The sequence below is a fragment of the Paenibacillus sp. GYB006 genome (assembly GCF_036577645.1).
GTDB lineage: Bacteria > Bacillota > Bacilli > Paenibacillales > Paenibacillaceae > Paenibacillus.
In genome coordinates, this window is sequence record NZ_JARBDA010000003.1 from 188077 (window position 1) to 211391 (window position 23315).

At 43.2% G+C, this 23315-nt stretch carries 20 protein-coding genes; 2 read left to right on the top strand and 18 right to left on the bottom strand.

Annotation, left to right across the window (positions count from 1 at the left end; translation table 11 throughout):
- Position 1: 1 nt before the first annotated feature.
- From PV403_RS09635 to PV403_RS09680, 10 genes are all read right to left on the bottom strand, one after another.
- Positions 2 to 412 carry a DoxX family protein gene (locus PV403_RS09635; RefSeq protein WP_332084430.1) on the bottom strand — a complete coding sequence of 137 codons (411 nt, stop codon included), beginning with the start codon at positions 410 to 412 and terminating at the stop codon, positions 2 to 4.
- 57 nt (positions 413 to 469) lie between these two features.
- On the bottom strand, positions 470 to 1333 hold the full coding sequence (locus PV403_RS09640; RefSeq protein ID WP_332084431.1) for a M56 family metallopeptidase: 864 nt from the start codon (positions 1331 to 1333) through the stop codon (positions 470 to 472).
- Positions 1330 to 1746, bottom strand: a complete 417-nt coding sequence (locus PV403_RS09645) for a BlaI/MecI/CopY family transcriptional regulator (protein ID WP_213530521.1) — start codon at positions 1744 to 1746, stop codon at positions 1330 to 1332. The genes PV403_RS09640 and PV403_RS09645 overlap by 4 nt, the downstream gene beginning before the upstream one ends.
- 145 nt (positions 1747 to 1891) lie before the next feature.
- Positions 1892 to 3352 carry a catalase gene (locus PV403_RS09650; RefSeq protein ID WP_332084432.1) on the bottom strand — a complete coding sequence of 487 codons (1461 nt, stop codon included), beginning with the start codon at positions 3350 to 3352 and terminating at the stop codon, positions 1892 to 1894.
- Between the two features lie 220 nt (positions 3353 to 3572).
- Positions 3573 to 4388, bottom strand: a complete 816-nt coding sequence (locus tag PV403_RS09655; protein WP_191800677.1) for a winged helix-turn-helix transcriptional regulator — start codon at positions 4386 to 4388, stop codon at positions 3573 to 3575.
- Positions 4364 to 4762 carry a Fur family transcriptional regulator gene (locus PV403_RS09660; RefSeq protein WP_213530525.1) on the bottom strand — a complete coding sequence of 133 codons (399 nt, stop codon included), beginning with the start codon at positions 4760 to 4762 and terminating at the stop codon, positions 4364 to 4366. The genes PV403_RS09655 and PV403_RS09660 overlap by 25 nt, the downstream gene beginning before the upstream one ends.
- A gap of 390 nt (positions 4763 to 5152) precedes the next feature.
- Entirely contained in the window at positions 5153 to 6253 is a 1101-nt protein-coding gene (locus PV403_RS09665; protein WP_332084434.1) for a GerAB/ArcD/ProY family transporter, read from the bottom strand.
- 1 nt (position 6254) lies between these two features.
- Positions 6255 to 7535 (bottom strand): Ger(x)C family spore germination protein, encoded by a 1281-nt coding sequence (locus PV403_RS09670; RefSeq protein WP_332084435.1) that lies wholly within the window; start codon positions 7533 to 7535, stop codon positions 6255 to 6257.
- On the bottom strand, positions 7510 to 9147 hold the full coding sequence (locus PV403_RS09675; protein ID WP_332084436.1) for a spore germination protein: 1638 nt from the start codon (positions 9145 to 9147) through the stop codon (positions 7510 to 7512). The genes PV403_RS09670 and PV403_RS09675 overlap by 26 nt, the downstream gene beginning before the upstream one ends.
- A 134-nt stretch (positions 9148 to 9281) precedes the next feature.
- Positions 9282 to 10223: an aldo/keto reductase family protein gene (locus PV403_RS09680; protein ID WP_332084437.1), complete on the bottom strand. Its 942-nt coding sequence runs from the start codon at positions 10221 to 10223 to the stop codon at positions 9282 to 9284.
- Between the two features lie 194 nt (positions 10224 to 10417).
- On the opposite strand from PV403_RS09680, the gene PV403_RS09685 reads away from it, so the two are divergent.
- The gene (locus tag PV403_RS09685; RefSeq protein WP_332084438.1) at positions 10418 to 10921 is read left to right on the top strand and encodes a helix-turn-helix transcriptional regulator; all 504 of its coding nucleotides are present in this window, start codon (positions 10418 to 10420) and stop codon (positions 10919 to 10921) included.
- A 105-nt stretch (positions 10922 to 11026) separates the two neighbouring features.
- On the opposite strand, the gene PV403_RS09690 is transcribed toward PV403_RS09685, so the two are convergent.
- Together PV403_RS09690 and PV403_RS09695 are read right to left on the bottom strand one after the other, a co-directional pair.
- A complete protein-coding gene (locus tag PV403_RS09690) occupies positions 11027 to 12319 on the bottom strand; it encodes an amidohydrolase (RefSeq protein ID WP_332084606.1) in 1293 nt (430 codons plus the stop codon).
- Between the two features lie 65 nt (positions 12320 to 12384).
- Entirely contained in the window at positions 12385 to 13458 is a 1074-nt protein-coding gene (locus PV403_RS09695; protein WP_332084439.1) for a MerR family transcriptional regulator, read from the bottom strand.
- Between the two features lie 283 nt (positions 13459 to 13741).
- Between PV403_RS09695 and PV403_RS09700 the strand changes: the two genes are divergently transcribed.
- The gene (locus PV403_RS09700) at positions 13742 to 14998 is read left to right on the top strand and encodes a DUF438 domain-containing protein (RefSeq protein ID WP_332084440.1); all 1257 of its coding nucleotides are present in this window, start codon (positions 13742 to 13744) and stop codon (positions 14996 to 14998) included.
- A gap of 129 nt (positions 14999 to 15127) precedes the next feature.
- On the opposite strand, the gene PV403_RS09705 is transcribed toward PV403_RS09700, so the two are convergent.
- From PV403_RS09705 to PV403_RS09730, 6 genes are all read right to left on the bottom strand, one after another.
- Positions 15128 to 15532 (bottom strand): DUF350 domain-containing protein, encoded by a 405-nt coding sequence (locus PV403_RS09705; protein WP_213530537.1) that lies wholly within the window; start codon positions 15530 to 15532, stop codon positions 15128 to 15130.
- Positions 15532 to 16869, bottom strand: coding sequence for a glutathionylspermidine synthase family protein (locus PV403_RS09710; protein WP_332084607.1), 1338 nt, complete (start codon positions 16867 to 16869; stop codon positions 15532 to 15534). The genes PV403_RS09705 and PV403_RS09710 overlap by 1 nt, the downstream gene beginning before the upstream one ends.
- Positions 16870 to 16883: 14 nt before the next feature.
- Positions 16884 to 17186 (bottom strand): hypothetical protein, encoded by a 303-nt coding sequence (locus PV403_RS09715; protein WP_332084441.1) that lies wholly within the window; start codon positions 17184 to 17186, stop codon positions 16884 to 16886.
- Between the two features lies 1 nt (position 17187).
- Complete coding sequence (locus PV403_RS09720; RefSeq protein WP_332084442.1) at positions 17188 to 17664, bottom strand: hypothetical protein; 477 nt, start codon at positions 17662 to 17664, stop codon at positions 17188 to 17190.
- 157 nt (positions 17665 to 17821) lie between these two features.
- On the bottom strand, positions 17822 to 20254 hold the full coding sequence (locus tag PV403_RS09725) for a bifunctional diguanylate cyclase/phosphodiesterase (protein ID WP_332084443.1): 2433 nt from the start codon (positions 20252 to 20254) through the stop codon (positions 17822 to 17824).
- Positions 20255 to 20476: 222 nt separating this feature from the next.
- Positions 20477 to 23296: a glycoside hydrolase family 3 protein gene (locus tag PV403_RS09730; RefSeq protein WP_332084444.1), complete on the bottom strand. Its 2820-nt coding sequence runs from the start codon at positions 23294 to 23296 to the stop codon at positions 20477 to 20479.
- Positions 23297 to 23315: the final 19 nt, after the last annotated feature.

Consider the following 23315-nt stretch of genomic DNA (forward strand, 5'->3'; position numbering starts at 1 on the left):
GTTATCTGCGGTTTCTTCGGAATAAACGATCTACTGCCACATATCGGCTGCCTGCTACAGCAAGCGTGACTCCCATTCCAATCAGTGCAACATCGAGCTCATAGCCGCCAATAAACCCACTCTCTGCCTTCGCAGTAAAGATAGCTACAAATAGAATAGCAACAAATAGAAGACTAACGATTCGTGTAAACAAACCAATAATTAAAAACACCCCGCCAAAGAACTCTACCAAACCTACAATGGTTGCCATCGAGCCCGGTAGACCCAAACTAATAAAATAGCTTTGTGTATCCTCCATGCCTTGGAATTTGGTAATGCCATGGATTAAAAAAATGGCCCCAAGTACGAGTCTAGTAATTAGAAGTCCAAGCTCCATGTTTCGAGTCTGGCTTTGATTTCGGTTGCTATACATTTTCTCATTCCTCCTGCGAATTCATGTGTTTTTTATTTTCTTTATTCCATTCATCTATCAATGAGGAACTACGTTAAATACAGCAAACAATGCAATCAGAATGAAGACGGAGCATAGCAAGCTTGAGCCGGATATTCGTAAAGGCAGTTCCTTCTCCGGTTCTAAAATCCAGGCAATTCGATCATTTACTGTACTTTCCGCAGCAAAAGAAGAAACCACACCGCTCTGAAAGCCAGAATTCACTGATATACCCAGAAGCTTAAGAAGGGCTCCACCCAAGCCGACAGGTGTACCTGCTTTGGTAATGGCATCGTGGTCTGCCATAATCTCACGAACCATTTTGTAATTGAATAGTATCGATTTTAATATAGGTATATAACCAATGGTAGACACACCGAGTGTAAGAAGAAACGTCTTAAGCGGGTCGTAATGTCGTAGATGATAGTGTTCATGATAGAGTACAGCTTCCAATTCTTTCTCATCTAACAGCTGAATCAGTCCCGATGAGATCACAATTCGCCGGCGGAACAATCCACAAGCAAGGGCAACCGGTTCATCAGTATGGATGACCACCAGTTCCTTGCGAAGTGAGAGGTTCGGATAACGCTCCACATAATACGTCGTGAGGTTGAAATCAGTTAATTTGTATATGTATTTTAAGGCACGAGCCCCGCCAATCAGCTGGGTACATATATAGTAAATAATCAGTAGAAATGTTCCTGCAACGAATACGTTTAGTAAGTGAATAACAGACAACAACCCAAACTCTCTCATCCAGTGAGTACACCATGTAAATAGATTAAACGTAGATTGCCAGCCCCAGATCATATGAACTATATATAATCCCATTTGAATATATACTGCCCCGCAAATTAGAATCCCGCAGCCAAATAACATCCTGGAACGCAGCGCCCACTTCACGGTAGATCCTTCTTCCACTGCTTAATTCGGAGCTCAAGTTGTTTAATTAACTCAGGATCAGCAACTTCAACCGCATCGAGCATATGGGTGACCGCAATGGAACCAAACTGGTCCATCAGCTCATGTGTCAGTTCTTTCGACTGCGTATCCATAAACACCTCCCTTGATTGAACCGGGCGATACTTTGAGGTCCTGCCTTGAAGTGTTTTGACGAGTATCCCTTTTTCAACAAGCCTGTTCATCACGGTCATAACCGTATTGAAACTCAGAGCTTTATCTTCTTCCAGTTTTAATTGAACCTCTTTAATGCTTACCTCTTCCTCATTCCAGAGGACGTCCATAATTTTTGCCTCCAGAGGACCAAAAAAACGGTTAAGACCTTGCTCTCCCACCTTAAAGTGACTAATCCTCATCAGCACCCCTCCACACTACCCATTGTATTGTCTCTCTTTCCTTTGTCAACATATGATTCCACTCGCATCCAGTTTTTCATAAGAAAAAAACCGAGCAGACAGAATAATTCTGACAGCTCGGTTTCTTGTGAAATTTAGAAATTAATTATTGAGTTGGCGGCATAAACTCACGAATATCTACACCAAGACCTTCTGCTAGAATCATACCTAATCTGTGATCTGCACGAATGAAGTTGCAAATTGCACGAAGCTGCGTTTGCTGTGGTGTCTGCTTCAGATCATTAATCAGATTTTTGTGAAGATTCTCCCGCTCCTGCTCGGTGAAGCTGCGATACGTATCACCAGCTTGTTTGAAATCATCTTCTGTTTTTTCAATCGGTTCACGGGTAATATGCCCGCTGATCGCTACTTTAGAATCCCGATATTTCGGGTCTTCCTTCGGACTGTCAGTAGAGCTGTTTGGCTCATAATTATATTCCGAAGGATTCTGGTTCATCTGCATAAGACCATCGCGCTGATAATTGTTCACTTTTGCATAAGGGCAGTTAATTGGAATCTGTGTATAATTCGCTCCCAGACGGTGACGCTGTGTATCTGGATAAGAGAACAAACGACCTTGAAGCAGCTTATCTTCCGAAGCTTCGATTCCCGGTACAAGAACACTTGGAGAGAAAGCAACCTGCTCCGTTTCCGCAAAGAAATTCTCTGGGTTTCGGTTAAGTGTCATGCGTCCAACCGTATGGAACGGATACTTATCTTCTGGCCAAATCTTGGTTGGGTCAAGCGGATCAAACGTAAGTGCATCAATATCTTCTGGATTCATGATTTGTACTTTAAGAACCCACTCTGGATAATCACCACTTTCAATTGCATCATACAGATCACGAGTGGCATGGTTAAAGTCTTTTCCTTGGGTCTCTGATGACTCTTCTGAACTGAAGTTACGAACGCCTTGCTGTGTTTCCCATTTATATTTAATGTATACTACTTCATCTTGATCATTGATCCATTTATAGGCATGAACACTGAATCCATCCATCTGGCGGTAATTAGCTGGCGTACCGTAATCCGATAACAACCATGTCATCATGTGAGTAGACTCGGGTGTTAGTGTCATGAAATCCCAATATCTAGCCGGGTCTTGAATATTGGTTTTAGGTGATGGCTTTAAGGAGTGAACCATGTCCGGGAATTTAATCGCATCACGGATAAAGAATACCGGCAGGTGGTTGCCGACCAGATCATAATTGCCTTCCTCAGTATAGAATTTAACCGCAAAGCCGCGAGGGTCACGAGCCGTCTCTGGAGATCCCTGTCCATGAATTACGGTAGAGAAACGTACAAAAACGGGTGTCTCTGCTCCTTCTTTCTGTAGAAAAGCAGCTTTTGTGTACTTAGACATTGATTTTTCCACTTTAAAAACACCATGTGCTCCTGATCCGCGTGCATGAACAACGCGCTCTGGAATCCGTTCACGGTCAAAGTGAGCGATCTTCTCGATTAAATGATAATCTTCTAATAAAGTTGGACCTCTTCTTCCTGCAGTTCTAGAGTTCTGATTATCACCTACAGGTGTGCCTTGATTGGTAGTTAAACGTTCTGTCATATAGGGGTCACCCTTTCCATTTATCTATATTTATATGTGTAGTTAGATTTAATCTAAATTCATGTATTGATTGTACCATGGTCCTCTGCCTTTTTTCATGAACATAATATGAATGATTTGTGATTACAAAATGAACTCACTCTTACATATTATGAAGAAATGAAACTCTTTATGAACAAAACGAAAGCCCCTAAATGTTTGCACATTTAAGGGCTTTATTTTAGTCGGCAAGACGATAACCTACACCGCGGACTGTAATAATATATTTAGGGTCAGAAGCCTGATCTCCCAGCTTTTTACGAAGGCTTTTGATATGAACATCTACCACATTGCTCCCGCCGGTAAAATCAGTTTCCCATACTCGGCTGAGCATCTCTTCACGCGATATAACAGAACCTTTCGCATTCATGAGGATGAGCAGAAGATCATATTCCGTCTTGGTAAGGTGAACTTGTTCCTCCTGTTTAAGGACCAACATTCGCTCCAAATCCACTCTTAAATCCTTAAAGATTAAGGAGTCATTGCTGGTTGTTTGAACCGTTTGTTCTTGTCTTGGTACGGCACGGCTGATAATACGCTGCACATGATACAGCGCTTCATGAGGTCTTCCCGGCCAAACCAGCAATTCTTCCTGGAGCATCTCGGGTGCTGCACCGCGAATAAATTTCTCACTCACAAGAAACAAGTTCTGCGAAGAAGTCGATTCCTTTAGCTTCATCTGAAGTTCAAGTGCATCCTGATCATCATAAGAAGTCACATCATAAATCAGTAGGTCATGCGGAATGTTGTTGTACAGTTCAGGCTCAAGCCTATGAAACATCATGACATCAAAGCATCGATCTGTTAGAACTTTAACCAGGTCATGTACTTGATTCAGAGTAGGACTGATTAAGAGAATTCGCTTTGTCACCGCACAAAAAGGAACCGTATCTTCTTCTGGTTTATTTAGCCATTGTGAAGACTTATCCTGTGAAATACGAACAGACGCATAAGGATATTGATTTTTATTCACTAATTCTTCCGCTTGCTTTGGCATTCTGGACATACACCCCCAAAAACTACATGCACATGGCCAATCTCATATTCTGTTTCTTTTGCAACAGATTCCGTCCAAGGTCCGGGTACTTCGGTCATTACCTCATCTACCTTGCCGCAAACTTCACAAATGATGTGTTGATGGTCATCTGTTCTCGCGTCATATCTGCTGGCTGTCTCACCAAGCTTAAGTTCAACGATTAATTCTTTCTCAACCAGATAACGTAATGAATTATATACCGTACCATAAGCTAAGTTATACCCTTGTTGAGCAAGCATTGTCATTACCTCTGCTGCTGTTGGGTGGTTGTGAGCGTTCTTGACTACATCATAAACGGCTTGACGCTGTGTTGTTAAATTTAATGTTCTAGGCATAAGATCATCAGATCTCCTTTTATTATAAAATGATTCCGCATCATTAGTATTTATTTTTAGATTAAGTATAAATCTTAATTCATAACCAGTCAATCCCTGTATAAACGGTGTACCGATCACAGAAGATACGGGGATAGGAGCGTGATTACATTGATTAGAGCTATTTTTGCATTTATTATGATCGGGATCACTGTCATTATATTTGACTGGACTACCGATATTTTATTCGGCAGAGGTTTTGCGGATTCTGGATTTAATATTAATAACTACATACTTCGAACTTCCGAAAAATACATACTCAAGATCTTTGGGTGCTTCGTGTTGCTTTATTTTTTTCACAAACCAGTAGGAAAAGCGTTATTGAACCTTTTTATGTTTCTCAAAAAACCGCTAAACTCGGGTCCTCCTCTTTCTTCGCTTATGAATCCAAGCGGCCCCCAGAAGAAGAAAGGGAAAGTAAAACACAAATAAGGGATGGATATAATAAAGTGCCAACCTGCCATATTCCAAGTGATAAATAAAATTTCTAGCCATGCCCGTAGTCCATACCAACATGATAAAGGCAATGGGTAAAATCAGCTTGCGATATGAGACATTAAAAATATCGGATGCACCGATAAGCGCAGCACTAAAATATAAAGAAATTCGAAAAAAATCTCCAATAATAAGACTCATTACCACAAGAATATCTACCCGCTGCACAAACTCAGAAATCTCGACCAAACTGATGGTGGACAAGAGAGGGAATGCAGACCTTTTGGATATGTTAAGACCCAAACAAGCAACATTTAGGAACATCGTTTGGCTAAGGATGAGTCCCCCAATAATGATGGAGATAACTCCGATATACCCTCCTTTTTCAGGGCGCCGCATATAAGGAAGCAGCATCAAAAAACAAACCATTTCCCCAAAAGGAATAATTAAGTTTTCAGTAAAAATGCCTTTCAGTACCGGTTTAATTCCGTCCTCAAAAAGAGGCAGAATGAGATCCACTTGCACTGCATTTGAAGATATGAGTAAAATATTACTCAGTAGTCCTACAAACAACAAAAAAACAAGCAGAAGGACAGCTGTTCTTGCCAACACTTCAAACCCTAAGTAGACCACATAGGAGATGCATAACAGCATCAAGGTTGTTGTGACTACCAAAGGCGTTGTATTCAATGTGCTGATGTTAATTAAGTTTGCCCCATCACGCAGATTTCGACATCCAATATAAATAAAATAAGCAATGTATAACATACCTACGATATTTCCAATAACCTTACCGAGTAGTATACGACTATACGCTGTAAGGGGCATTTTAGGAAATTGTTTAGAAAGACAGGAGTAAATCCAGAATAGTCCGGCCCCTAGTACCATGCATACTAAGATCGTTATCCATGTATCCTTACCCGATGTATATCCCATGTTAATCACAATGGCCGTCCCAATCTGAAACATTACCATGAGTGATAACATTTGACCGGAACTAATCTGATTTTTATTCACTCTAGTCTTCTCCTCCCGTACTATAAGGGTTCGTTCTCGTCTGGGTATGAATAATGATGGATTGAACGTTCACTTCTACCTTACTTCGTGAGAAGAATTCACCCCAATCTTCCGCTTCCTTCCATTGTTTATACTGTGAAGAACGGTCTTTTTCCAGTACACGACCAAACTCAAGTACGTCCGTACCTGACTTCTGGGCCTTATCAATCGTAGAAAGTATAATCTCCTTCGTCTTCTCGTTCCATGTCTTCTCATAGGTTTGAATGACATCTCCCGAATTCAGTATCACCGGGCAACCCGCCTCACTAATCACTCCTTTCTGCTTTATATCAATAGAAAAGCTTGGCCTGCCATCTTCAATCTTCCCCTTTACTTTGCTTTTGGAAAAGTTCATGTTTATGGCTATAGTCCCTGTTCCATCCTCAGGACAAGTTATATTGATAGCCGAACCCTTCGCTTTGTTACGGATCATGGAAAGTCCAAGACCTTCATTCCCTTCGGTCCATCCTACAAGCTTATCTCCTTTAAATAAGGCCACTCCATCAATGGAAACAAAGGTTGGAACGAGTACTGTACTCACGTTTTCCTTCGAACTTCCGCTCTCTGCCATGTTTCCGTTATCTATCTCATTCTCCGCTGCTTTATTTGTTTTAATCACAGCTCCACTAATGGTTGGACCTCCTCCTGGAACAACCATACCCCGAATCACATCATCGATTTGACTGGGGAAATTATGTGAATAATCACGATTCGTAAAGTTCATTTTTTGCACCAAGTTATTAGCTGTAAGTGAAGAAATAGGACTTGTTACCGTTAGAATATTTTTCGCTGAAGTCTCTCTTGCGATCAGCACTTGCATCGTTATCCGAGTTTTCGGATCCCGCTCAACAAAATCGATGAACTCTCCAATCCCTACTTGCTCAGCCAAAGCATCGCTAATAATGAGTACGGATACATGGGAAAGCGATATAATTTTGGGTACACCTTGGGACATTTTACTGAGTACTTCCTGTAAAGTTCTTCCCTCTCCTGAAAAAACGAATACAGGCGTTGCCCCTTGACCTCCTCCACCCGAAATCTCAGATGAAACGGCCCCCTGAAAAGAGATGTGGTAAACGCCGGGCTCTTCTCCTGGGTCAAAAGCCAGACCTGTGATGATGAGACGTTCATTTAGTTCTATTGCATCCCAGCAGCCAGAAAGCATAGACGTCAGGAATACTAAAATGAGTACCTTACTAATTTTATGCTTCATCTCTTTATGACCCTTTCTTGTTCTGGTCATTCTGGACCTCTTGCTTATTCTCCTTAGCTGCGTGGGACACCGTAGTATACTCACCGCTAACCGCCTTAGGGTGATGCTTCATTAATGAAAATGGGAAGCGTAGAATTGAATCTCTTTGTTGATCCAGCACAAAGGGGCTGAACGGTGTCATATATGGAATACCAAATGAACGCAAACTGTTCATATGGGCCAAGAGTGCAATAAGGCCCAGTACGATTCCGTATAGACCAAAGGCAGCGGCCAGCAAAATAAATCCGAAGCGAAATAACCGTCCCGCAATCGCCATCGAGTACGTAGGGATCGCAAAACTTGCTGTACCTGAAATTGCAATGACAATCGTGAGCAAAGGGCTTACGATTCCAGCTTGGACAGCGGCCTGCCCAAGCACGAGTCCACCGACAATATTGGCAGCTTGTCCAACAACTCGCGGCATTCGGACCCCTGCTTCCCGTAGAAGCTCAAAGATCAGTTCCAGAATGATGGCTTCGACAACAGCAGGAAATGGAACATTCTCACGCTGAGATACGAGGTTATACAGCAGTGCACTTGGAATCAACTGATAATGATAGGTTGTCATCGCAATGTATAGAGAGGGTCCAAGAAGCAGCACCAGGAAACTGACATAGCGAAGCAAACGAAGAAAAATTGCGATATCAAACCGGTCTGAATAATCAGCTGCACTATGAAAAAAGTGGGCAAATATCGTAGGAACAATGAGCACAAAAGGGCTGCCGTCCACAATAATAATGACCCTTCCTTCCATCAATCTTACAGCTGAGGTATCGGGACGCTCCGTAGCATATACAGTTGGAAAGATCGTGAATGCCTCATCTTGAATCAGTTCTTCAATATAAGTGGAATCAAAGACAGCATCTATTTGAATCTGGTCAAGGCGTCTGTGGACCTCTTCTACTATTTCTTTCTCTGCTATACCGCTCATATAGATTACAGCGAGATTTGTTTGGGACTTGCTTCCCACTGTTCTTGTTTCCACGCGCAATTCAGAACTATGAATTCGTCTGCGCAACAGCGACACGTTAACATTCATAGATTCTACAAAACCCTCTTTTGGTCCCCGCACAACGGACTCTGTCTGTGATTCGGTTATCGACCTGAACTCTCCGCCCGTCGTTACAATCTGAATGACCTTAGAGCTGCCTTCGATCATAACAAGCGTGCTTCCAAGCAGCAGTTTGTCTATCATGTCATCCCAGTCTTCGCAATATTTCACAGAGCCCAAACTAAACACTTTTTGAATGAATCTATCGTTAATCAGGGAAGCGCCATTCTCCTCTTCAACCATGTCATCGATCTTAAATTCAATATCCAGTAACGAACGAATAATAAAGTTATTCACTAAATCTACTTGAACAAGAGACTCTATATACACGACCGCGATGGGCACTCCTGGATTTTCGCCAATCATAAGTTCCCTTACCACAATATCGCTGCTGTTTCCGTTCTGAATACGTATTCCGTCAATCATCTGCTGGATCGAATTAGACATCTGAAATAGCGGAAGAGCAGATTGCTCCGCGTGTGGAGTATCTGGTGACTTAGCAGGTTTTTGAGTCAGGTTCTTCATGAACTGACCTCTGTGATGTCGCCTCATCCTTTTTCCTCCATTTCCAAAATACGTATATGTTGATTCTAACCATCCGCTTGTTCCTTTATGTATGGAAATAAAAAGGAGCCAAGTGAAATCCGGTTGTACACTGGATTTCACTTGGCTCTCTTGCTAATGGTTTATTCCGAAAGTATGGACTCAATCTTATCTTGTATTTCTTCGCTGAGTTCTATACCTGAAGCCCCTATATTCTCTTGCATCTGTTCAGGCCTGCTTGCACCCACAAGAGCACTGGAAACATTCTTTTGTCTTAAGATCCAAGCCAGTGCAAGCTGTCCCACCTTCACATCCAGTTCATTTGCAATGCCGGTAAGCTTGCGTACCTTTTCAAGTTTTTCCTGGCTTATTTTCTTATCATCCCATCCAAGCTTCGCCGCCCGGCTATCTTCTGGTATGCGAGAGACATCATTATATTTACCTGTCAGCAGGCCTTGTGCAAGCGGAGAATAGACGACTTGTCCGATGCCTTTTTGCTCCCCAAGCGGAATAATCTCGTCTTCAATATAACGTTCGAACATATTATATATAGGTTGGTTAACCACGATCCGGTCCAGCAGATAACGATCTGCAATTCCCAGCGCTTCTTCCATCTGAGCTGCTGTCCACTGGCTTACACCAACATAGAGTACTTTCCCTTGACGCACGAGGTCGTCTAGTGCACGGAGTGTCTCCAGCAGAGGAGTACCCGTATGAAAACGATGGCAGTAATAGATATCTACATAATCTGTGCCCAGTCGCTTCAGAGAAGCATCGCACTGTTCCATAATATGTTTACGGGATAAACCTTGGTCATTCGGACCATCGCCCATTTTACCGAATACTTTTGTTGCCAGAACGTAAGACTCACGTTTATAATTCTGAAGTGTTTTGCCTAGAAGCTCCTCTGCTGCTCCACGTTCATACACATTAGCTGTATCAAAGAAGTTAACACCTGCATCGTAAGCCGTCTCAATGGAACGTACTGCGTTCTCCTGCTCGACATACCCACCATAGGTCAGCCAGCTCCCAAGGCTAATTTCACTCACTTGTAAGCCGCTTCCGCCTAATCTTCGGTACTTCATCTCTTCTGATAACCTCCCATTCAAAAATATGTAATAATTCCCATTATACATTACCCTTCCAGGATAAGGATGAAAAAGAGGAGTCTTAACGAATCATTGACCGTTTATTTTTAAAAGTGTAAAATTACACTAATCATAATAACCAAATGTTACCTATTGTTAATGAGGTACAGGCGGGAAGGAGCTTAATCATAATGACAAAAGAGCAGCTCATTCAGCTCTTATCCAGTAAAATCAAGCTAGTACGTAAGGAAATGGGATACACTCAAGAGCAAATGGCGGAAGTGCTGGGCATCTCTAAGAAAACACTTGTCCAAATTGAAAAAGGCCGCTCCAAAGCAAGTTGGACTGCTGTTGTTGCTCTTGTAGCTTTGCACTCTGAAAGTTTGACGGTCCAATCTATTCTCGGTGAAGAACCGATGGAGATTATCGAAATGGCAGCACATAGTATTCTGGAAAGACCGAAAGGCAGAACGCTTGGGGGTAAACTTTGGTGGAATGAAATTGAACGAGATGGCGATTATATTTTGCAGCAAAATATGATCAGTATGCACTACCGGATTCTCGATACCACTCATATTCGCTGGTATAGCACATTTGATCAGGATGAGGCGCATGCAAGACTTACAGATCTAGCTAATTCTGTAGACTGGGATCGCCGCGTAAGTCATGATCCTAAGAAAAGTCTCAGTTTATGAAAATCTTGCGCTCCCTTTACATAAGACGAACCGGTAAAGAAAAGTATGGCTTCAGCGGCCTCTTCTTTACCGGTTTTTTATATACATTATAGAAGGGCTTCCCTGCTATACGCTCTGGACGATGCGTTCAGCTCGGATCTGCACATCCCGAAGAAGAACCTTCTCATCTATCGTTAGTAACTTCCGGTTTCGCATCAGTATCTTTCCATTCACAATGGTCGTGTCCACATCGGCACCGCTTACGCCATAAGCCAGCAGTGACTCAAGCTGATGCAGCGGTGTCAGATGGGGTTTATTCAGGTTGATCAGGATAAGATCCGCTTTCTTACCTGGAGATAAGGTGCCAATCTCATGATCAAGCCGCAATAACTTTGCACCATGAATCGTTGCCATCTTAAGCACCTCTTTTGCAGGTAGGATCGTGGGGTCGCCATATTGTAATTTCTGCATCCATGTGGCTGCTTTCATCTCTTCAAACATATCAAGTGTTGTTGCGCTGCCCGCTCCATCCGTACCGAGTCCCACAATTACACCTTCTTGTTGCAGCTTATAAACAGGAGCAATCCCGCAGCCCAGCTTCAGATTACTTACCGGATTATAGGATACCCCGCCTTTCATCCCTTTAAGTAGCTGAATATCCGATTCGCTGAGATGCACACCATGAGCCAATAGAACATGACACTGATCAAAAAGCCCAAGGGCGTGCAAATATTCCGTAGGAGTCTGTCCATATTTCTGACGTATGGTTGATACTTCCTCCACCGTTTCTGCTAGATGAATATGAATGGGGATATCCCGTTCCTCAGCAAGTCTAATTACCTGGCTTAGAGCGTCTGGCGGACAGGTGTAAGGGGCATGCGGGCCGAACATCGTCGTTATTCGTCCTTCCGCTTTTCCATGCCACTGATCGATCAGATCCAGCGCTTCTGCCATTCTTACTCCACCATCCGGTTCATGAAATACGAGTCCCCTTGTCAAGGAAGCCCTCATTCCTACTTCCTCCACCGTTTCTGCAATCGCACTCATATGAATGTACATATCTGCAAAAGTCGTTGTTCCTGATTTAATCATCTCTGCCATAGCCAGCCGTGCACCTGCCCGAATATCTTCTTCTGTCATATTCGCTTCGGCGGGCAGTATTTTCTGATCGAGCCAGTCCATCAGTTTCAGATCATCAGAATAAGCCCTAAGTAAGCTCATTGGACTATGCTGATGAGTGTTAATGAGTCCCGGCAGCACCGCAAATCCAGTCCCATCGATTACTTCATCTGCCTCATCCGCTGAGCAGTCTCCCCGTTTTATAATCCGATCATGCTCAATAAAGAGATCTCCCTTATAAGGAGAATCTTCTCCTTCCATCGTAACAAGCCAAGCATTCTCAATCTTTAGTCTCATCATCATGACCTCCTTTGTAATACAAAGAAGCGTAAAGGATCACGCGGCGTGAAGGTCAACACCTAGACTTATAAATATCCTCTGACCGGGACCGCGTAGATAAAATGAAGTCTTTTCTGGATTTCTTCCGTCTTGGTCACATATCCCTGTTCTTCTAAAAAGCCAGTTAACCGAGAACGATCGGCATAATAGGATTTTTCAATGTCTGCAATGACATCGTCTCTCCCTTCTTCTCTGAGCATATGCAGATACTCTTCTCTCGCCTGATGATCCTCAAACATAAAATCGACGATACCCATACGTCCGTGGGGCTTCAAAATTCGCTTGATCTCAAGGAGCGCAAGCCGTTTCTGGTCTTCTGTAAGGTGATGCAGAGCATAGCTCATTACCGCAAAATCAAATTGATAATCATCATAAGGAATCGCCAAAAAATTACCGAGCCTCACCTCATACCCTGGATGTTTGCGCTCTGCCTCTCTCAGCATGGCAATGGATTGATCCATCCCTTTCATCTCTGTCCCGTTCTTCATAAATAAGGCAGCTAGATTGCCTGTCCCTGTTCCAAGATCGACCCCTTTTTCCCCTTTCTGCGGATGAACCGCTTCAAGCACCCTTCGTAAGGCAGTACGGTAACTTGGATAGGCCCCATATTGTTGCTGCGTGCTCTCTACCCGTTCGTCATGATGTACGGCATATGAATCATAATTCCAGTGGTCCCGCCAGGTAGACCGCAGCTTTTTCGCATGCCGCAGGCTCGCCGTCCATTCATAGATATCGTCCCACTCCAGCTTCGCCTGCTCCTTTCCTTTTGCAATGATTCGGTCTGTCGTTTCAATGGAGTGCCTGATCTCTACCATCTGAGAAAACAGAACCGCTCTTTGCAGCTCCAAATGATGAAGAACATCCTCACTGTCCCCTGCCTCCATCTCAGCAAGTACACAGCCGATCTCTTCTAAAGACATTCCTACCTCTCTCAAAGAAACAATCGTTTGGAGTCTCGCTGCATCCTGTTCTGTAAACATCCGATAGCCGCTGCTCTCCTGCTTTGCAGGCGCGATCAGGCCTTTCTCCTCATAATAACGAATCGTTCTTGCCGATATTTGAAGCCGCTCTGAAATATCCTTAATCAGCAACAAATTCATATCACTGCCCCCTTATAAATTCAGTATAAACCTTCACGTTACGTGAAGGTACAGAGGTAGGCTTGGCAAGATTTTTACCGAGAAGGAACTTACCTTTTTTTGTTCAATGAAATTCCATTTTATTTGTGTTTGTAATCACAAGGCAGGCAGCAGGGAGGTGGTAACTTTAAAGATGTAAACAAGAACAAAGTGAAGCTTTTATATATAGATTGAATCAATTTCATAATACCTTTAGTTGCTTTAATCAGGAGTATATGAAATTGATTTAGACAGGGGTGAAATCATGAGTGAATTAATTAATAACCGTGAAAATGGAGTTTCTGCTGATCGAGCTCTTCGTATAAATGTACTCAAGGATATCATTAAAGAGCTGCACCATGGGAAAAGCGTGGAGGAAGTAAAGGAAAAATTCAATCAAGCCGTTGGAGAAATCTCCGTTGATGAAATTTCGGAGCTGGAGCAAGTTCTCATGCAGGAAGAAGGAATACCGGTAACGGAAGTACAAAGGCTGTGCAGTGTGCATGCGGCGGTATTCAAAGGCTCTATCCAAGATATTCACAGATCTAACAAGCCTGAAGAGCAGCCCGGACATCCTGTTCATACCTTTAAAATGGAGAATAAGGAAATTGATCAACTTGCCAATTTCAAAATCGCCCTGCATCTGGATCGTTTTCTTAAGGACCAAGGGGAAGCAAATCGCCTTCAACTACTGGAGGATTTCAGTCTCCTGTATGATGTAGACAAACATTACAGCCGGAAAGAAAATTTACTGTTTCCATTCCTCGAAAAATACGGAATCTATGGACCGACGAAAGTAATGTGGGCGGTTGATGACGGTATTCGAATTGGAATCAAAGAAGTGAAACAGAAACTCACTACTTTTGATGGAGATGCCAAAGCATTAGTGGACCTGGCAAAACGTGTCTTAACCGAAGTCACAGAAATGATCTATAAAGAGGAACATATTTTATTACCTATGGCTCTCGATAAATTGACAGAAGATGAATGGCTTCAGATCGCTGCCCAAAGTGAAGAAGTCGGGTATTGCCTGACTGCACCCGATCAAGTGTGGATTCCCGAAAGAGCAGCGGAACCTGGCACAGATGCGGGAGTGGAATCTTCTCCGCTGCAAGAAGGATTTGTCCGAATGAGCACCGGCATTTTATCAGTTAAACAGCTCGAAACGATTCTCAATCATTTACCGGTCGATCTCACTTTTATTGATGAGAATGACATCGTACGGTACTTCTCACAGGGGCCAGAAAGAATCTTCGTTCGGACCAAGGCGGTCATCGGCAGAAGTGTTCAGAACTGCCATCCTCCGCAAAGTGTTCATGTCGTAAATCAGCTGCTTGCTGATTTCAAAGCAGGTGTCAAAGACTCGGAAGATTTCTGGATTCCTTTTAAAGATAAATTTGTCTATATCCGCTATTTCGCAGTAAGAGATGAAGAAGGGACTTATTTAGGTACACTTGAATTTACGCAAAATATTAAACCGATTCAGGAACTGACAGGTCAAAAACGGATACTCTCTGAGTAAGTAAGAGTGGAACCCGACCAATTGAGCATTTCCTGGACCGCAGATAAAATAAGCCCATGAGCTCCTGATCAGGAACTCTGGGCTTATTCGTTTTATACCTTATTCATGATTTCAAGCTGTCTAACCTCATTACATTAGAAACGTTCCTATCACAAAGGATACCCCAATAATGATGGAGCGCAGCAATTGGGCTACCGCCATATTCCCCTTTTCAATCTCTTCACACACTTTAATATTTGGCGTAACGAAATCGAAAATGAGATAAACCACAATAAGAACAGCGATGCCTACAACAGACCAAATGATCATATCGATCCAAGAATGAGAGCTTAGTGACACCATCCCTACGATAATACAGAGACCGAGCAGTTTACTCCCCATATAAAGGCCCGCAGCTTCATTGCCGCCCCTGATTTCCTTCCCATCATCAAAGCGGGTTACCTTGCTGAAAAGAAAATAGCCTGCCAGTAAAATAGCGAGTATAAGTACGATTCCAATTAACACATTCAGTAGATCGATTCCCAGGGTATTCATTAACGATCATCCTCCTCTTTACCTGTACCAGAAACGGAAACCGCAGCTGGGCAATAATAAGCCATGTCACCCGTAATCCGGCCGCCCACACGGGGCAGCAGTCCACTGTAACGACCACCAATAACATAAACACCTGTCAGTAAATATCCCGTATACAGGCCCTCTTCTCTATGTACTTTTACTTCCTCCATCATGCAGCGCTGCTGATAAATCACAGGTTGCTGGCCGTAGTAGGATTGTACTTCTTCTAAGTTCCCATCCTCACTTTGCCCCCACTCCCTCTCCTGAAGTGTTCCATTTGAATGGTAGAGAGAGGTTCCTTTTCCTTCACGGCCCCAATAACTTTTAGCTACATAAGGCACCTCATTCTGGTGAAACAGGACAGGGTCGTAATAGGTGGGAAGCATAAAATCAGTGATTGCCTGCAGTTCTTCTTCCGTAAACAAAGGCTCCTCCAGCAGGTCGCTTGCTTCCTCATGACGCTCAAACAAAGACCAAATTAAAGCCATAAATCCTTTACTCTGAGTAATTATACTTTGGGCAGGATTTATGAGCCCAAGCTTCTCTTGTGTAACGAGATCAAGCAGCCACTCTCCTACCTGTGCTCCTGTATCTTCAGCTTCATCATAAACCAGATATTCGAGCGGATAGAGCCTGTATAGCACAGAAATACGCTCTCCTTGATAGTACAGTCCATCATTCCTGGTGATCTCAAGTTCTGACAGAGGGGCATACAACACCTTATATCCTAATTCCCGAACGATCTCCATGAGGTACGACGTATTACATTTGTCCTCAAGATGCCCATCATAACAGGTAAAAGCGACGCTGCCGGAAAGACCAACCTGTTCATAATGTGTAAGTAAACTGCTAAACGCCTGCTTAATATGTGAACGCATCTCCGAAGACGTAGCCCTGTATCCATCTGTATGTGCAGCGATAAGTTTGGGAGCAAGATAAGAGGTCTCTGGAATACCTGTTGGCGTATCCGTATTATTCTCTATGCACTTCATGGAGCCGTCTGGCTGAATAATATAATCTTGCCTAGAAACTCCGTGACCCGGCACTTCCATTCGTGCAGCAGGAATCAGTGCAGCAGGGATACCAAGCTGCTCTTGTAAAAAGGTGTCTGGCAAATAACGCTGGGTAAACCGCAATGTTTTGGTGTACACCGAATCTAACAACTCCGATGCATATTTCAACTGTAAAGCTTCTTCTTCGGAATAAAGAGTAACGGACGGTAAGCAGTATTCTTTACCATACATCCGATGGTACGGGACAATTTTTTCAATCTCTTCTGTAAAAATGTCATGACGTGCTTTCTTTAGTTGTATCATTCGATCCACTTACATCAACCTCCAGAACTGAAAAAGCCGCCGCTTCCAAACCCTTTGGAACTGGAATTCGACTTATAAGAAGAGGAGTTTTTGGAAGATGTACTTTTGCCGCCCCCGTAGTAACCGCCGCTTGATCCCCCGCTGGAATCATCACAGTAGCCATCGTTATTGTTATCCACGCAATCATTTGAACTACTGCATCCCGCAAGTGCAACCGGCAAGGTCAGCATCAATGAGAAGGTCACCCATTTCTGTGCACTCTTCTTCTTCCGTTCATGTTGTTCAGCCGGCTGCTGTTCATTATGCTGCTGATCCATACTAAAAATCACCTCGCTTTAGATAGAGCATGACTTTTCCCCGGTCTGAATCAAGCGCCGAATAAACCATTTCGAAGGTGTCATCCTGAATTACGATGAGATGATCCAAGAGTAACCTTGCAATTTCTATGGGAGATGACACGGACAGCGAGAACTCTGCCTTTTTAAAAGCATTGCCATTCCATAGCACATATTCACACTCAAGATAACTGGACACCCTACAAGCATCAAAAGTAGCGTCATGTAATGCTTTTCCATACGTATATTGATCCGTATCAAATGGCTGTACATAGATAAGATGACGATAGCCATCTTCTGATTCATTTGCTGTATGTTCGTATAAATGTCCTCTTATCACCGTGGCATTTACGAGCTTCCTTACAAATAACTCTTCCTGCGGCACTTGATCTTGAGTTAATGTTCTTACCACTCGCTTCTCTGACTCCGACCATTCTTCATACTGAAGTGGCACATGCATACTTTTTACAAACCCCTTCCTCGTACTTCATGCTTCCATAAACCATATTATAAGAAAATGTTTCTACTCGGTTCACTAAAGATTAACGTACGAGAAACGAATAAGTTCCAGAACAAAAGAAAAAAATTAGATCATGATCCTCTCTAGGAAACCTTTATTACTTATGGAGCAAGGCTAAAAAGGTAGAAGCCAGTTCTCCCGCAGGCAGGGGACGGCTGAAATAGTACCCTTGAATTTCACTGCAATTACTCGCAACTAATATATCAAGTTGATCTTTTGTTTCAATTCCTTCTGCAATAACGTCCATCTTTAAATGCTGGGCCATGGAAATAATGGAGGCTACAATGGCTTTATCATTGTCACTTACAGCGATATCTTGGATAAAAGAACGATCAATTTTCAGTTTGTTAATCGGGAACATTTTCAAGTAACTAAGAGAGCTGTATCCTGTCCCGAAATCATCGAGACTAATCCGTATTCCAAGACTTGATAACTCCTTAAGAATCTCACTCGATGTTTCGGCATCCATCATCATACTTTCCGTAATCTCGAGTTCCAGATACGCCGGCTGAAGTCCAGTCTCTTCTAATATTTTCTTAATATCTCTCGCAAGTTGCGGCTGATAGAATTGTTGTGATGATAGGTTTACAGATACGGGAATTAAAGGCCCTCCTTCTTCATGCCATTTATGCATCTGACGGCAAGCTTCACGAAGAACCCAAGTTCCAAGGCTCGTTATGAGACCAATCTCTTCTGCAACAGGAATAAATAGAGCAGGCGACAGTATTCCCTTCTCTGGATGGTTCCATCTCACCAGCGCTTCTACTCCGATCAGTTTTGCTTCCCCTGCGTGGAATTGAGGCTGATAATAAAGTTCGAACTCTTCTCTCTCAATAGACTTCCGGAGCTCCCCTTCAAGTTCGACTCGTTCCGTAATTTGAGCATTAAGCTCATTAGAGAAAAAATGAAAATTGTTTTTCCCCTGCTTCTTTACTTCATACATTGCCATGTCTGCATTTCGTTGCAGCTGTACGGCATTGACCCCATGATGCGGATAAATCGCAATCCCAATGCTGGCGGTAACATAATATTCGTTATCCTTAAGCTGATAAGGCAGCCCCAATTCCTTAATGATCCGTTCAGCCAACAGGACTGCTTTTTCTTCGTTCCTAACCTCTTTCAGCAAAATAGCAAACTCATCTCCACCCATACGTGAGATGACGGCATTCTCACCAGCTAAACACTGCTTAATACGCTTACTCATCTGCTGTAAGAACAAATCACCATATGCGTGTCCAAGAGAGTCATTAATGACTTTGAAACGATCCATATCCATGACCATTACAACAAAGGAATTGCCGCTGCCCTGCTGCTCTATAATCATGTCTGATAAATCCTGATTGAACATCCGCCGATTGGGAAGTCCGGTAAGCTCATCATGGAAGGCAAGAAAATGGTTTCTTTCCTTCGTTCTCTTTTCCTCCGTTACGTCTCTTGCAATAATGTAGTTCCCCATCACGGTTCCATCGACAAGAACAGGGGCATTCACCATACTCAGGTCTATTTGTTCTCCGCTGTGATGGTGGATAGCTGATTCATATCTGAGAATTTCTCCTTTCGATGAGCGACGATACATTTCTTTCAAATATTCATGCTGAGCGAACACAAAGATCGGAAGAATCGAACTGATGGGTTTACTTTTATAACTTTCTTCTTTAATTCCCAAGATCTTTTCGGCGGCGGGATTAAATCCGATAATAATATGTTCCGAATTAATAGAAATAATGCCGTCCTGATTACTTTCATATAAGGACTTATACCATTTCTCGCTTTCCTGTTTCGCCATCTCCTGACGTGCAAACCGTCTCGTTATATACAACCCTAGAAGAGAAAGCACAAGTGTAAGTAATGAGCCTATAGTAATAAAATAAGCGAGCCATTCCTGCTGAATCATCATTACTGCGGGTTCACGCTCAAGACTTTCTTCATAGTGGGCTCCTGCCATCCCCGTGTAGTGCATCCCAGCAATACCGGTCCCCATTAACAAAGCACTTCCAAATTTCTTCCCTCGTTCTAAATACTTTTGATCACCAAGGAAATAAAAAGTGAGTCCTAAAGCAGTAATCGATGCAGCGAAGGCAATTACAATGGATAATATGAAAAATAAAGGATCATACGTTATCTTAAGTTCGACTGCCTCCATCCCAATGTAGTGCATTGCAGAGATACCTAACGCAAACAGGGAAGCTCCCGCCAGTAATCTTCTTCTGGACACATTCTTATGCACAACAATATAGAGGGCGATAAATGAAGCAACAATAGCAACGATGACAGATGCGATAATAATCTCAAAATTGTAGGAAACGGGAATCGGAAAATGGTTTGCAAGCATGCCGACAAAGTGCATCGACCATATACCCATCCCCATAACAACAGCACCATATAGCAGCCAAAGTCCGTAACTTTTCCCTCTGGAGCTGCTAATGGTCTTAGCTAGATTTAGAACATTATACGAAGCGAATACAGCAATAACTAAAGAGAAAAAAACAAAAATCTGATCATAAGAATTATGTATATGTTCAATTTCCATGGACAACCTCTTCCACAAGTGGCGATCGCCACCAAAAATTACGTACCTGGATAATATATCGACCTTAGGAGCCTAAAATGTAACATTTCAGATCCCGTGTGATGACAATTTATACGAAAGAATTCGTTTATGTAAAAAAAGAGCATTGTCTGCCTGGCAAATGTGCCAGACAAGACAATGCTCAACTATTTCGATCAACAACAGCGAAGGCAAATTCCCTTCCTAGGCAATCGTAAATCGACTCATTCGAACGCCTTTTGGAAGAATAATATAAACATCCTGCACTCCTGCTGCTTCAGTAAGTGTCGTAAATACCGTCTGCCAGCCCTGTACTCCTTTGGCCGCCACTTGCACCGTACCCGCAAGCGTTCCGTTTGGCGTGCCAAGACGAATCTCAATCTCTGCATCTGTAAATTCGCTGGATAAACGTCCGGTAAAGCCCACGCTTCCTTCTCCAAAATCAGCCCCTTGGTAAAGTACCCAGCTAGTTTCTTCTAAGGATCGTACGCAGCTTCCGCTTTCTTTACACTCATCCAGATCTACCCCGCTGTAATCATCGTAATTCTCGGCGCGTGTTTCGAGTGCCAAATTCCGGGCAGGGATGACTTCACCCTCCACCTGAATGTCAGCAGAAACCTGAATATCTGCAGATGATCTTCCAATAAGAATACGATAGCTGCCTGTCTCTACACAGTATTTGTTTCGCGTTACATCCCAGAATGCAAGCTCAGAGGCCGGCAATTCAAAAGTAACGGTCTTCGTCTCCCCTGGTGCCAAGTGAATGCGGCGGAATCCTTTCAGCGTTTTGAGCGGACGCTTCACACGGGACTCATTCGCACGGATGTAGAATTGAACCACTTCATCACTTGAAACTTGACTAACATTCGTAATATCTACACTTACTGTAATACGATCTTCTTCACTGATCTCACTCGCACTCAGTGTAAGATTGTCATACTTGAACGAAGCATACGTTAAGCCATGTCCAAATGGATACAGCACATCACCTTTGAAATACTGATACGTTCTTTCTGATTTGATAATGTCATAATCTTTGATATGAGTCAGTTGATCTTCGGATTTGTACCAAGTCATATTCAGTCTGCCTGCCGGAGCATAATCACCGAATAAGACATCAGCAATCGCATTTCCTATCTCCTGTCCTGCATGAGATGTATATACAATCGCAGGGATGTTCTCTTCTACCCAGTTCATTGTAAAAGGATACGCTCCAACGACAACGACAACTGTATTTGGATTCACCGCGTAAACTGCTTCGAGTAGACGCTGCTGTGATTCAGGAAGCTCAAGACTCGGACGGTCAATCTCTTCTTTTCCGTTAATCAGCGGATTATTCCCTACAAAAACAATCGCTGTATCAGCCGATTTAGCTGCTTCCACTGCTTCAGCTATACCATCAGATACCACTTCAAGTTTAAATTTCTCTTCCGTTCCTACTTCAGTAATCGTTTCGTTCACAGCAAGAGCCGCAGTGCCGCCATTCGGGGCTGTCACTTTTTTGCCGTTCCAGGTACTCATTCCTACCGTACCATCTTCTTGCGGCAAAAGATGAAGGATTTCTTTTACGAACCAGCCGTACGCTTCATCCGCCGATGCAGTTAACTGCTCCTCATCAGATGTAAGTAATTTACCGCTCGATTCCGCACGCAGAGTTACACTCCCAAATCCCCAATCCGATAAAATAAACGTCTCTGCTGTGCCATTCGCTGCTACAGGTGGATTCTCCCCATCTAGTACACCTATTGCTTTGCCACTCGCAACAGAAGTAAGAGTTATGCGATCATTCCCATCACAGTATTGTACTTGTTTACCTGCAAGCTTTTTCTGAATGGCCTCAAGCGGAGTCACTTTATACGGAAGGGTACCTGCATACCAATCTCGAAGAACCACACTGCTAAGTTCACCGATAACGGCCACACTTTGCAGCTTCTCTTTGCTCAGCGGCAGCGTATTCTTTTCATTTTTCAAAAGAACCATTTGTTTCTTCGCTGCCTTCAATGATAATGCTTTAGCTTCCTCCGTCATTAATGCTTCCTCACCAATAGAGGCATATGGATTCATCTCGGCTGGATCAAATTCTCCTAGACGGAAGCGCACACGGAATGTATTAAACAGCGCCTCATCAAGATCTGATTCCATCAGTGTCCCTATCAGGAGTCCTTCTCTTATGGCTTTTTTAGACAATTCCGCATCATCTGTAATACTGTCAATGCCGGCATGGATTGATTCTACTACTCCCGGCGTATGAGAATCATAATATTTGTGGTCATTGTGAATTCCCATCACATCACCTGCATCGCTGACGATAAAGCCATCCATTCCCCATTCACCTTTGACTACTTCTTTGACAAAAGGATGCAGCAGTGCCGGCGTTCCATTAATGGAGTTGTAAGCTGTCATCATGGACTGCGCTCCGCCTTTTAAGAAAGGCTTCTCAAAAGCTTTTAAATAATATTCACGCATATTCCTAGGATCAATACTTGAAGACCCGCTGCCGCGATCGACTTCATTATTGTTAGCCAGGAAATGCTTCAATGTCGCTATCGATTTATAATATTTAGGGTGATCTCCTTGCATCCCTTTGACAAGGCTCGTTGTCAGTTCACCTGTAAGCTCAGGGTCTTCTCCGTATGCTTCTTCATTACGTCCCCATCTTGGGTCCCGCTCCATATCCACCGTGGGTGCCCACAAGGTCAGCCCGTTCACTTCTGGATTCCGTTTGTAGAACACCCTTGCTTCATCCCCAATAACAGAACCGATCTCTTCCATCAGTTCCGTATCCCAAGTATGAGCGAGACCTACCGGCTGCGGAAAGCTCGTCGCTTCACCCAGCCAAGCGAGACCATGTGCCGCTTCAGTCCCATGCTTGTAAGCGCCTACACCAAGCCGCTCGATAGCAGGTTGGTATTGCAGCATCGATTCTATTTTTTCATCAAGCGTAAATCTTGAAATCAGGTCTTTTACACGCAGATCTAAATCAAGCTCTATATCTTGAAAAGGAAATTGCACCGCTTTTGTCATGTTCTCTTCTCCTTTGATT